Source organism: Microbacterium foliorum, from assembly GCF_006385575.1.
GTDB lineage: Bacteria > Actinomycetota > Actinomycetes > Actinomycetales > Microbacteriaceae > Microbacterium > Microbacterium foliorum_B.
Genome location: NZ_CP041040.1, coordinates 3,346,273 through 3,358,696, shown reverse-complemented (window position 1 = coordinate 3,358,696; position 12,424 = coordinate 3,346,273). Strand labels below are relative to the sequence as shown.

Here is a 12,424-nt window from a genome sequence, read left to right as displayed (position 1 = left end):
ACTTGAGTCAAGTCCACTCAACTTTGCGGACCATGACAACAAGACAGTGATCAGAAGGAGTCTCCTCAGGAGGAACACATGCCCAGCCCACAGAGCACGCAGAACGACGACCAGCAGTCCGCCCTCGAGCAGTTCGGGATCAACCTCACCGACCGCGCCCGCCAGGGAAAACTCGACCCGGTGATCGGGCGCGACAGTGAGATTCGCCGCGTCAGCCAGGTGCTCACCCGTCGCACGAAGAACAACCCCGTGCTGATCGGCGAGCCCGGCGTCGGCAAGACCGCCGTCGTCGAAGGTCTGGCACAGCGCATCGTCGCCGGCGACGTCGCCGAGTCCCTCAAGGACAAAGAGCTGGTGTCGCTCGACATCTCGGCCCTCGTCGCGGGTGCCATGTACCGCGGGCAGTTCGAGGAGCGACTGAAGAGCGTGCTCAAGGAGATCACCGAATCCGACGGGCAGATCATCACCTTCATCGATGAGCTGCACGTGCTGATGGGCGCCGGAGGCGGCGAAGGCTCGGTGGCCGCATCGAACATGCTCAAGCCGATGCTCGCCAGGGGTGAGCTGCGTCTGATCGGCGCGACGACTCTCAACGAGTACCGCGAGTTCATCGAGAAGGATGCCGCGCTCGAACGTCGCTTCCAGCAGGTCTACGTCGGCGAGCCCACGGTCGAAGACACGATCGCGATCCTGCGAGGACTCAAGGGCCGCTACGAGGCGCACCACGGGGTGACGATCGCCGACAGCGCGCTGGTCGCCGCCGCCGCTCTGTCGAACCGCTACCTGCCCGCGCGGCAGCTGCCCGACAAGGCGATCGACCTGATCGACGAGTCGATGTCGCGTCTCAAGATGGAGATCGACTCGTCCCCCGTCGAGATCGACCAGCTCAAGCGTCAGGTCGACCGCATGAAGCTCGAGGAGCTCGCTCTCAAGCGCGAGAAGGATGCCGCGTCGAAAGAACGACTCGCGGCTCTCCGCGAGCAGCTCGTCGGCATGGAGGCGCAGCTCGCCGAGCTCGAGGCCCGCTGGGCGCGCGAGCGTCAGGGCCTGAACCGGGTCGGCGAACTGAAGAAGCAGCTCGACGACGCGATCACGCAGCGCGACCTCGCGATGCGAGAGGCCGACTACACCCGCGCATCGAAGCTCGAGTACGAGACGATCAAACGCCTCGAACGCGACATCGCCGAGGCCGAGCAGGCCGAGGCGACGGTCTCGACCGAGGGTCGCATGGTCAACGAGCAGGTCACGGATGAAGACATCGCCGCCGTGATCGCCGCGTGGACCGGCATCCCCGTCGGGCGCCTGCTGCAGGGCGAGAGCGAGCGTCTGCTGCACCTCGAATCCGAGCTCGGCAAGCGCCTCATCGGGCAGAAGGATGCCGTCAAGGCGGTGTCCGACGCAGTCCGTCGTTCGCGCGCGGGCATCAGCGACCCCGGTCGTCCGACCGGATCGTTCCTGTTCCTCGGCCCGACCGGTGTCGGAAAGACCGAGCTCGCGAAGGCCCTGGCCGACTTCCTCTTCGACGACGAGCGCGCCATGGTGCGCATCGACATGTCGGAGTACGGCGAGAAGCACTCGGTCTCCAGGCTCGTCGGCGCCCCTCCCGGATACGTCGGCTACGAGCAGGGCGGTCAGCTGACCGAGGCCGTGCGGCGGCGTCCGTACAGCGTCGTGCTGCTCGACGAGGTCGAGAAGGCGCACCCCGAAGTGTTCGACGTGCTGCTGCAGGTTCTCGACGACGGTCGTCTGACCGACGGCCAGGGTCGAACGGTCGACTTCACGAACGTCATCCTGATCCTGACCTCGAACCTCGGTTCGCCGATCCTCATCGACCCGACGCTGTCGCCCGATGAGAAGCGCGAGCAGGTGATGGCTCTCGTGCACCAGGCGTTCCGGCCCGAGTTCCTCAACCGTCTCGACGACATCGTGATGTTCTCGGCGCTCAGTCAAGACGACCTTGCCCAGATCGTCGAGCTGTCGATCGATCAGCTGCACGACCGGCTGCGCGATCGTCGGCTCACCCTGGCGGTCACGCCCGATGCCCGGTCGTGGCTCGCCGAACGCGGCTACGATCCGATGTTCGGCGCTCGCCCGCTGCGACGTCTCATCCAGACCGAGGTGCAGAACAAGCTCGCCACCGCGCTGCTCTCAGGCGGTGTGCATGACGGCGACCTGGTGAGGGTCGATGTCGCGGTCGACGGCGCGGGGCTCGTGCTCACGTCCACGTCGCCCGAGCCCGAACCCGACCTCGGGTCCGGTGACGACGACGAGGTGATCGAGGCCGAGCTGCTCGACGACTAGAGCCGGATACGACAAGAGGGGCGGATGCCGTGGCATCCGCCCCTCTTGTGTGCTCCCTGACGGGAGCGACTGCTGTGTCAGGCGCAGCGTCAGGCGCTGAGGATGACCGTCTCGCCGATCGGGCGGCGGACGCGCGGGGCGGTCTCGCCCTGCTGGAGCCCCTCGGGAAGACCTGCGGCGTCGCCGAGCTCGCCGACGGCGATCACGGTGATGGCGGAGAACCGCGGCGACAGGTCGGCGAACTCGCGGACGGCCTCGGGGTCGAAGCCGCTCATCTGGTGAACGAGAAGACCCTCGTGGTGGGCCTGCACCGAGAAGTGCGCCACGGCCTGGCCGAGGTCGTAGACCGCGTGGCTGATGGCCTTGCCGTCTTCGGACTCGGTCTCGGCGATCGCGACGACGAGAGCCGAGGCCTTGGAGGCCCAGAGCTGGTTGAACTCGACCAGGGAGTCGACGACCTGGTCGAACAGCGCGGTGCCGCGCCGAGCGACGATGAACCGCCACGGCTGCAGGTTGTAGGCCGACGGCGACCAGCGCGCGGCCTCGAGGGCGGCGTTCAGCTTGGCGTCGTCGATCGCGTTCTCCGCGTCGTAGGCGCGGGGGCTCCAGCGTCCGGCGAGGACGTCGAGCACGGGGTGCTCGGTGGGGGCGGTGCGGTCGATCACAGGAGTGCTCACGGAAGTGCCTTTCAGAAAGGAGTCGATCGGACTCCTTCGTCCGGGTACGAGGATCTCAACAGATGCATGTGAATGCATATTCCCGATGACGTTTCGTGACGCCGGCACAACGCCGGCGACGGGGCAGACGGCTCAATCCAGCAGGTTGCGGGAGGCGGCGGATGCCAGCGCGCGGCGCACCGCGCGGATCGACGGGGCTGCGGCCGACACTCGGCGAGCCGACGAGAAGATCTCCCGACGCGGCTCATCCGGCAGAGGCGTGAGCGCCACGGTAGGGGTCTCGCCTGCCCACACGAGCTCGGGCAGCAGGCCGACCGCGAGTCCTGCCCGGATCAGACGCACGTGCGCCGTGAGGTCGGCGACCTCGAAGCGCACATCGGGTTCGAAGCCGGCGGTGCGACACAGCTGCTCGGCCCATGCCCGTGACGCTGTACCCGCCGGCTCGAGCACCCACGGCTCATCCCTGGTCGACCACAGTGCCGCTGTGGCATGCGCAGCCGTGACATCCGCAGCTGTGGCAACGGCAGCTGTGGCATCCGCGGTCTCGGGTGTTCCGGGGCGTCTGGCCAGCGCGATCGAGTCGTGCACGAGCACCACGCGGTCGAGGTCGGCATGGATCGGGCGGGTGCGCCCGGGATACTGCTCGGCGAGGATCAGGTCGAAGTCGCGGCTCGAGACGCCCACGAGCCCGGTCTCGGGGTCGCTCTCGGTGACCTCGACGCGGAGGGCCGGATGCTGTTCGCGCAGCGTGTTGAGCGCGCCCGGAAGCAGGGAGTGTGCCGTCGACTGGAAGACGGCGATGTGCACCGTTCCGGTCACCTCGGTCAGCGATTCGGCGACAGCGACCTCGGCGTGCTCGAGCTGATCGAGGATGCCGATGGCCTCCGCCACGAGCACGTTGCCCTGCGGGGTGAACTGCACCCCGCGCCCGACGCGGCGGAGCAGTGGGACGCCGACGTCCCTCTCGAGCGCGCTGAGCTGCTGAGACACCGAGGCCTTGCTGTACGAGAGGGCATCGGCCACGGCTGAGAGGGTTCCTCGACGTGACAGTTCGACCAGCATCCGGAGTCGGTTGACGTCGAGCATTCGTGGCCTTTCTGAACCGGAGTCATCGTTCACTCTGGCTGAACAGAATGCTCACGAATCGGTTGATAGACGTAGCCTACTCGCGCGCCTGACAATGATCGAGCCGCACACGTACCCGGGTGTGCGATCCCCCTGGAAGGTTCCCCGATGACTGTCGCCGCCGACACCACCACCCCCGACGCCACACCCCGAGGCGCCGCACCCCGCACCGAAGAGGTCGCAGCCCTCGTGCAGCGCTGGCTCGCCGAGAGCGAGACCCACCCGGTCGAGCCCGCCGCCCAGCGCCTGTCGGAGGTCCTCAAGGACCCGAACGGGCTCGCGTTCACGGTCGGCTTCGTCGACGGCGTGATGCGTCCGGAAGACCTCAGCGTCGCCGGCCGTGCGCTCGCCGACCTCTCGGCGATCACCCCCTCGCTGCTGCCCGGATACCTGCGGGCCGCGATCAAGACCGGCGGGTTCTGGGCGCCGAAGCTCCCCGGCGTCGTGGTGCCGATCTCGCGCCGTGTGCTGCGTGCCATGGTCGGACACCTCGTGCTCGACGCGACCCCGTCGAAGCTCGGCCCCGCGATCGCGAAGCTGCGCAAGACCGGAAACCGCCTCAACCTCAACCTGCTCGGCGAGGCCGTGCTCGGTGAGCGCGAGGCCGGACGCCGCCTGCAGGGCACCTACGACTTCCTCGCCCGCAAGGACGTCGACTACGTGTCGATCAAGGTCTCGAGCGTCGTCAGCCAGCTGTCGATGTGGTCGTTCGACGAGGCCGTCGCCGACGTGGTCGACAAGCTCACCCCGCTCTACGAGCTCGCCGCAACGTCGGAGGCCGCAGGCAGGACCAAGTTCATCAACCTCGACATGGAGGAGTTCCGCGACCTCGACCTGACGATCGCGGCGTTCACCAGCATCCTCGACCAGCCAGGGCTCGAGAACCTCGAGGCCGGCATCGTGCTGCAGGCCTATCTGCCCGACGCGCTCGGCGCGATGCAGCAGCTGCAGGAGTGGGCCGCCGCTCGTCGTGCGAAGGGCGGAGCGCCGATCAAGGTCCGCGTCGTCAAGGGTGCGAACCTGGCGATGGAAGAGGTCGACTCGAAGGTGCACGGCTGGCCGCTGGCCACCTACGGCACCAAGCAGGACTCCGACACGAACTACAAGCGCGTGCTCGACTGGTCGATGACGCCGGAGCGACTGGATGCCGTGCGCATCGGCGTCGCCGGACACAACCTCTTCGACATCGCCTACACGTGGCTGCTCGCGCAGGCGCGCGGAGTGACGGAGGCCGTCGAATACGAGATGCTCCTCGGCATGGCGACGGGCCAGGCGGAGGCCGTCCGCAAGGACGTCGGCCAGCTGCTGCTCTACACGCCCGTGGTGAACCCGGCCGAGTTCGACGTGGCCATCGCCTACCTCGTGCGTCGCCTCGAAGAGAACGCGAGCCCCGAGAACTTCATGTCGGCCGTGTTCGAGCTGGCCTCTGACCCCGCGCTGCTCAGCCGTGAGCGCGAGCGCTTCGAGCGTTCGCTCGCCGGCCTCGAGGCCGACCGCTCGGTGCCCTCGTCGAACCGCGTGCAGGACCGCGCAGCAGAGGCAGCCGTCGGTGCGGTCGCGGCCGTCACCACCGGCTTCGAGAACCAGCCCGACAGCGACCCGGCGATCGCCGTGAACCGCACCTGGGGTCGTGAGATCCTGCAGCGATCGGTCGATTCGACGCTGGGCCTCGACTCGATCGCTCTGGCCAAGGTCGAGACGACCGACGAGCTCGACGGGATCTTCGCCGCCGCATCCGCCGCCGCCGCCCGATGGGCAGCGCTTCCGGCCGCTGAGCGCGCCGCCGTGCTGCACCGCGCGGGCGACGAGCTCGCGGCCCGACGCGGACAGCTGATCGAGATCATGGCGCACGAGGCGGGCAAGACCATCGCCGAGGCCGACCCCGAGGTCTCGGAGGCGATCGACTTCGCGCACTACTACGCCGAGCGCGCCCTCGACCTCGAGAACATCTCGGGCGCCGAGTTCGTGCCGTCGAAGGTGACCGTCGTCACCCCGCCGTGGAACTTCCCGGTCGCCATCCCGGCCGGTGGCGTGCTTGCGGGCCTCGCTTCGGGCTCGGGCGTGATCATCAAGCCGGCCAAGCTGACGCAGCGCTGCGGTGCGGTCATGGTCGAGGCGCTGTGGGCTGCGGGCGTTCCGCGCGACCTGCTCGCACTGGTCGACCTCGCGAACCGCGATCTCGGCACCCGCCTCGTCGCCAGCCCCGAGGTCGACCGCGTGATCCTCACCGGTGCATATGAGACGGCGCAACTGTTCCGCTCGTTCCGCTCCGACCTGCCGCTGCTCGCCGAGACGAGCGGCAAGAACGCGATCATCGTCACGCCGTCGGCCGACCTCGACCTCGCTGCCGCCGATGTCGCCCGCAGCGCCTTCGGGCACGCGGGGCAGAAGTGCTCGGCGGCATCGCTCGCGATCCTCGTCGGCTCGGTCGCCGACTCGCAGCGGTTCGAGCGTCAGCTCGTCGACGCCGTCACCTCGATGCGCGTCGGTCTGCCCGAAGACCCGGCGACGCAGATGGGACCGATCATCGAGCCGGCGAACGGCAAGCTGCTCACCGCACTCACGACCCTCGAGAAGGGCGAGCGCTGGCTCGTCGAGCCGAAGAAGCTCGATGACGAGGGCACGCAGTGGACGCCGGGTGTCAAGATCGGCGTCGCCCCCGGGTCGACGACCCACATGACCGAGTTCTTCGGACCGGTGCTCGGCATCATGCACGCCAAGGACCTCGACGAGGCGATCCGCCTGCAGAACGCCGTGGACTACGGCCTCACCGCCGGCATCCACTCGCTCGACTCCGACGAGGTCGCCACCTGGCTCGACCGCGTCGAGGCCGGCAACCTCTACGTCAACCGCGGAATCACCGGCGCGATCGTGCAGCGCCAGCCGTTCGGCGGCTGGAAGCGGTCGGCAGTCGGCGCCGGCGCCAAGGCCGGTGGCCCGAACTACCTGTTCGGTCTCGGTGAGTGGACTCCTGCCGAGCTCCCCGCCGCGGCGCCCGGGGCTGCGGTGAACCCCTCGGTCGAGGCGGTGCTCGGTGCGGCCGGCTCCGACCTCGGCGCCGTCGAGATCGAGTGGCTGCACCGCGCCGCGGCCTCCGACGAGCGTGCCTGGGTCGACGAATTCGGCGCCGTGAGCGACAAGTCGGGCCTCGGCGTCGAGCGCAACGTGTTCCGCTACCGCCCGGTCGCGGTCGACGTGCGCATCGCCGAGGACGCACCGCTCGCCGAGGGCATCCGCGTGATCGCCGCGGCCCTGCGCAGCGGCAGCCCGTTCACGGTGTCGGCATCCGCTCTGCCCTCGCGGGTCGAGAAGGCGCTGCGCGCCCAGGGCGTGACTCCGAAGCTCGAGAACGACGCCGCCTGGGTCAAGCGCTACGCGAAGGCAGCGGCGAAGGCCGAGCACAGCTGGCAGCGCGTGCGCCTCGTCGGCGGCGACGCGTCTGCGCTGTTCGAGGCGCTCGGCGGGACTCCGGATGTCGCCGTCTGGTCGCACGCCGTCACGGGTGCCGGACGCGTCGAGATGCTGCCGTTCCTGCACGAGCAGGCCGTGTCGATCACCAACCACCGATTCGGAAACCCCACCACCCTGTCGGAGGGCCTGATCTGACTCCGTCTGATCCTGTTGAACGACGAGGCCCCACCCCGCAGACGTCTGCGGGGTGGGGCCTCGTCGATGGAGAGGACGTCAGGGGGCGGGGCTGTGATCAGCCCCGCAGTGCCTCGCCCAGCTTGACCCGGCTGCCCATGCGCAGCAGCGAGTTCTCGTAGATCTTCGCGCCGATCATGATCGCCGCGACGCAGCTGGCGAGCAGGATCACGAGGCTGAGCAGCGGCTCCCACCACTGCGCCTCGCCCACGAACAGTCGCATCGGCATGCCGACCGGAGCCGAGAACGGCACGTAGGACATGATCGTCAGCACCAGCGGGTTGTCGTTGAAGAAGATGACCAGGATGTACGGCGCCATGATCAGCATCGTGATCGGGGTCGTGGTCGAGCCGATGTCCTCCTGGCGCGAGACCATCGATGCGGCGGCGGCGAACAGCGCCGCGAGCAGGATGAACCCGAACAGGAAGAACACGGCGAACCAGATGATGGGGGCGCCGAGAGTCGACAGCACCTCGCGTTGACCGGTCGCTATGAGCCCTATCGTCGCGACCGCCGCCAGCGCCAGGATCTGCCCCATCGCGAGGATCGTGTTGCCGATCACCTTGCCGGCGAGCAGGGTGCGTGCCGAGATGGTCGACAGCAGGATCTCGACGACGCGGGTCTGCTTCTCTTCGACGACGCTCTGCGCGATCGTGCCGCCGAAGGTCGCCGCAGCGCCCATGAAGACGGCGCCGAACGCGATCGCGATGAAGTACCGCAGCAGCGGGTTCGTCGTCGCCGGTTCGAGGATCTCGACGTCCGGCGCCTGTGAGAGCGCAGACACGAGACTGGTCGGCGCGTCCTTGAGAGCGACGATCGTGACCCCGGTCGGGCCCTCGCCGGGGACGACCGCGGCGTCGACCTTCTCCGAGCGTACGAGCTCTTCGGCTGCGGCCTGGTCTGCCACCTCGGTGATCTCGATACCGGGCAGGGCAGACACTGCGGATGCCGTCTCCGAGGTCACGGCCACGGGCATCGCATCGGTGTTCTTGCTCGCGAAGCCTCCGATCACGATGGCGGCGAGGGCGAGGATCAGCAGGATGCCGGTGGAGATCAGAAAGGCCTTGCTGCGGAGCTTCGATCCGATTTCGCGCTCGGCGACGAGCCAGATCAGCGATGCCTGCGACGGCGAGCCGGTGGGGTTCGAGGTGCTCACTGGATGACCTCCTTGAAGATCTGGGCGAGGGACGGATGCTTGGGCGCGAAGCTGGCGACATCACCGCGTTCGACGGCGGTGCGCAGCACGCGCTGGGCGGTGTCGGCGTCTTCGGCGTCGAACAGGGCGTAGCCCCCCTCGAAGTCGACCACGGTGACACCGGGCTCGGCGCGCAGCCATCCGGCATCCCCTGCGGAGACCAGCTCGTACCGATTGCCGGCGTGCTGTGTGCGCAGCCCGTCACGCGAGCCGGATGCGCGGATCGTGCCGCCGGCGAGGATCACGAGGTCGTCGCAGAGCCGCTCGACCACGTCGAGCTGGTGCGATGAGAACAGGATCGACGCACCCTTGGCGGCTGATCCCTGCAGCACGGACGCGACCACATCGACCGCGAGCGGGTCGAGACCCGAGAACGGCTCGTCGAGGATCAGCACCTCGGGGTCGTGCACGAGGGCTGCCGCGATCTGCGCGCGCTGCTGGTTGCCGAGCGACAGCGACTCGATCGTGTCGTTCAGGCGCTCCTCGAGTCCGAGCTCGGTGAGCAGGGCGGTCGCGCGTGCCGCGGCATCCGTCTTGCTCATCCCGTGCAGCCGGGCGAGGTACACGATCTGCTCGAGCACCTTCATCTTCGGATACAGGCCACGCTCCTCGGGCATGTAACCGAAGAGACGGCGGTCTGCGCTGGTCAGGGCGACGCCGTCGAGCTCGACGCGTCCGCCGTCGGACCCGAGCAGCCCGAGGACGATGCGCATCGTCGTGGTCTTGCCGGCGCCGTTGCCGCCGACGAACCCGGTGAGGCGCCCGGGGGACACCTCGAACGAGACGTCGTCGAGCACGCGCCGAGAGCCGTAGCTCTTGGTGATGCCGGTGAGTACGAGCTTTCCTGTGGTCACTTCGACTTACTCCGTTCGCTCAGTGCATCGCATGCCCTCACGCTATGGCGCGGCGCTCGGCCTCGGCATCCCCCCTGTGGCGGATCTGTAGGGGGATCTGCAGGCGCGCCGAGCGGCCGGTCGTCAGCCGTGCGGGGGAGAACGGGGGAGAGCGGGGGAGAGCGAGGCGATCAGCGCAGGAACAGCACCGAGAAGATCCCGAGCGCGAACGGAGCCATGGTCACGACGAACGTGACTCCGAGGATGATCCCGACGATCAGCCAAGGGCTGCGGCGCTTGAGGCGCTGACCGGGCGGGGCGACACCGATGGGCGGAGGGGTCAGCATCCCCGTCGGAGCTGCGAACGGCAGTGCGGCTGCTCCGGCCGGGGCCGGCACCGGAGCCGGAGCCGGGCCGCCGTAGGCCGGGAGGGGCGGATGCTGCGCTGCGAGCCGCAGCCTGTCGTCGCGCCACCGCGCCCACTGATCGAGCTTGGTCAGCAGCGCCCCGACCGCGCCGAAAAGCCATGCCCAGGTCGCGGGGTCGAGCGTCGACAGGTTGCGGCGGGCATAGAGGAAGAGCCAATCGTCGACGATCTCGACGTCGAGCTGCGCCGCGTGGTCGATGAACCGCGCCATGACGTCGGGGGTGAACAGGTAGAGGGCGTCGACCTCGTATCCGGTCGGGCAGTACAACGAGAAGTACCTGTCGAAGTCGCCCTCGAGCGAGAGCCGCTGGTCGCTTCTGAACGCGGCTGCGAGCGTGCTGCCGAGGGTGTTGTTGCCGAGCGCGTCGAGCACGATGTTCGGCAGCGGCACGTCGAGCTTGACGGCGACGTATCCCCAGCGATGGGTCGTCGACTGCTTGCCGTTGCTGGTCGTGTACTGGTAGTTGCCGAACTCGACGAAGCGCGGTTCGGCGCCGCGCAGCACGTCGGTCGACATACGGCTCGACCCCGACGAGAAGATCATGCCGGGCAGCGGCGGGTCGTCGATCCTCTCGATGTAGTTCATCGCATTCGCCCTGGCGAAGCGCGCGAGGCGGAACCGGGTGAGATTGCGCAGGCGGATGCTGCGGCGCACGAGCATCACGATGCCGATGACGAGGCCGGCGAGCAGCATCAGTCCGATGAGCGCGGCGACGGCGACCCCCGTCTCGCGACCTATCGCATAGCCCAGACCCAGGATCATGATCCCGATCACCGGCACGACGCACAGCAGCGCGAACCCGGCGACCACCCAGGCGATGATCCGGCCGGCCGGGGTGGGGTTCGCCGCGCGCTGCGCTCGAGCGAAAGCGTCGACCTCGGCGGGGTTCACCGGGTCGAGCAGTGCGCGTGCGTCGAAGAATCCGGCTGGCGCGCCGGCCGACGGCGCAGGAGCAGGCGTGGGAACTGTCACGCGTCCACGGTAGCCGAGCGCGCTCGGTGCGGGTCAGCGGCGCCCGGTGTCAGGGTGCCGTTGTCAGCGGCGCCCGACATGCAGCACCGCGCGCACGACGAGGCCCGCGACGAGAGCCCAGAAGGCGGCGCTGACTCCCAGCACCGCGATGCCGGATGCCGCGACCAGGAAGGTCACGACCGCGGGGATGCGCTCGCCGGGGTCGTCGATCGCCTGCTGCACGGAAGACCCGAAGGCGGCGAACAGCGCGAGCCCTGCCACCGCCGGGATCACCGCCTCGGGAGCCAGCAGCACCAGCGTGGCGAATGCAGCCGAGAAGCCGCCGAGCACCAGGTACGAGACGCCGGTCGAGACGCCGGCGACCCAGCGCCGCTTCGGATCGGGGTCGGCGTCGGGTGAGGCGGCGAGGGCTGCGCTGATCGCTGCGAGGTTGATGGCATGACCGCCGGCCGTCGCGCCGAGCGCTGTTCCGACACCCGTCACGAGCATCGCAGGGCGCCATGGCACCTCGTAGCCGAAGCTGCGCATGATGGCGATGCCCGGCACGTTCTGCGAGGCCATCGTGACGATGAACAGGGGCAGCGCGAGACCGACGAGAGCTCCGACCGTGAAGGTCGGGGCGGTGAGCTCGATCCGGGGCACGAGGAGGCCGGCGTCGACGGCGGAGCGCTCCTGCAGCAGCGAGACCGCGACCACGACCGCTGCCGCGACGAAGGCGAGCGGCACGGCCCACCGCGGCGCGAGGCGTGCGAAGACCAGCCACGTCAGCACGACGGGAACCACGCCCCACGGGTTCGCCACGAGTCCGGTGATCGGCGCGAGACACAGCGGTAGAAGCACTCCGGCGAGCATCGCCTGCGCGATCGACGGGGGGATGCGGGCGATCAGCGCACCGAGCGCCGGCCAGAGCGCCGTGAGCAGGATCAGCGCGGCCGCGACCAGGAAAGCGCCGACGGCGGCTGACCATCCGCCGTCGACCACGCCGGTCGCGGCGAGGAGCGCGGCGCCGGGGGTCGACCAGGCGACGGTGATCGGCATCCGATACCGCCAGGCGAGCACGATGCAGGCGAGCCCCATCGTGAGGCTGACGGCGAGCAGCCCGCTGGCCGCCTGCGCAGGCGTGGCACCCACGGCACCGAGGCCCGTGAGCACGACGGCGAACGAACTCGTGAATCCGACCAGTGCGGTGACCACCCCGGCCAGGATCGGACGCGAGAGGGGTGCGGCTTCGGGCATGGATCCGAGGGT

At 69.0% G+C, this 12,424-nt stretch carries 8 protein-coding genes; 2 read left to right on the top strand and 6 right to left on the bottom strand.

All coding sequences use genetic code 11. The features are described from left to right. Positions 1–78: 78 nt before the first annotated feature. Positions 79–2,301, top strand: coding sequence for an ATP-dependent Clp protease ATP-binding subunit (locus tag FIV50_RS16220; RefSeq protein ID WP_140038324.1), 2,223 nt, complete (start codon positions 79–81; stop codon positions 2,299–2,301). A gap of 89 nt (positions 2,302–2,390) precedes the next feature. Here the strand turns inward: FIV50_RS16220 and FIV50_RS16215 are convergent, their stop codons facing one another. Next, positions 2,391–2,978 carry a nitroreductase family protein gene (locus tag FIV50_RS16215; RefSeq protein ID WP_140038323.1) on the bottom strand — a complete coding sequence of 196 codons (588 nt, stop codon included), beginning with the start codon at positions 2,976–2,978 and terminating at the stop codon, positions 2,391–2,393. 132 nt (positions 2,979–3,110) lie between these two features. Beyond that, positions 3,111–4,064 (bottom strand): LysR substrate-binding domain-containing protein, encoded by a 954-nt coding sequence (locus FIV50_RS16210; protein WP_140038322.1) that lies wholly within the window; start codon positions 4,062–4,064, stop codon positions 3,111–3,113. A 147-nt stretch (positions 4,065–4,211) separates the two neighbouring features. Here FIV50_RS16210 and FIV50_RS16205 point away from each other — a divergent pair, with 147 nt between their 5' ends. Continuing rightward, positions 4,212–7,709, top strand: a complete 3,498-nt coding sequence (locus tag FIV50_RS16205; protein WP_140038321.1) for a proline dehydrogenase family protein — start codon at positions 4,212–4,214, stop codon at positions 7,707–7,709. Positions 7,710–7,806: 97 nt separating this feature from the next. On the opposite strand, the gene FIV50_RS16200 is transcribed toward FIV50_RS16205, so the two are convergent. The 4 genes from FIV50_RS16200 to FIV50_RS16185 all read right to left on the bottom strand — a co-directional run bounded on the left by FIV50_RS16200 (position 7,807) and on the right by FIV50_RS16185 (position 12,412). After that, entirely contained in the window at positions 7,807–8,904 is a 1,098-nt protein-coding gene (locus FIV50_RS16200; RefSeq protein ID WP_140038320.1) for an ABC transporter permease, read from the bottom strand. Then, complete coding sequence (locus FIV50_RS16195; protein ID WP_140038319.1) at positions 8,901–9,797, bottom strand: ABC transporter ATP-binding protein; 897 nt, start codon at positions 9,795–9,797, stop codon at positions 8,901–8,903. Before FIV50_RS16195 ends, FIV50_RS16200 begins: the two co-directional genes overlap by 4 nt. A gap of 170 nt (positions 9,798–9,967) precedes the next feature. After that, the gene (locus FIV50_RS16190) at positions 9,968–11,176 is read right to left on the bottom strand and encodes a hypothetical protein (RefSeq protein ID WP_181164252.1); all 1,209 of its coding nucleotides are present in this window, start codon (positions 11,174–11,176) and stop codon (positions 9,968–9,970) included. 63 nt (positions 11,177–11,239) lie between these two features. Next, on the bottom strand, positions 11,240–12,412 hold the full coding sequence (locus tag FIV50_RS16185) for a benzoate/H(+) symporter BenE family transporter (RefSeq protein ID WP_140038318.1): 1,173 nt from the start codon (positions 12,410–12,412) through the stop codon (positions 11,240–11,242). Between the last annotated feature and the right edge of the window lie 12 nt (positions 12,413–12,424).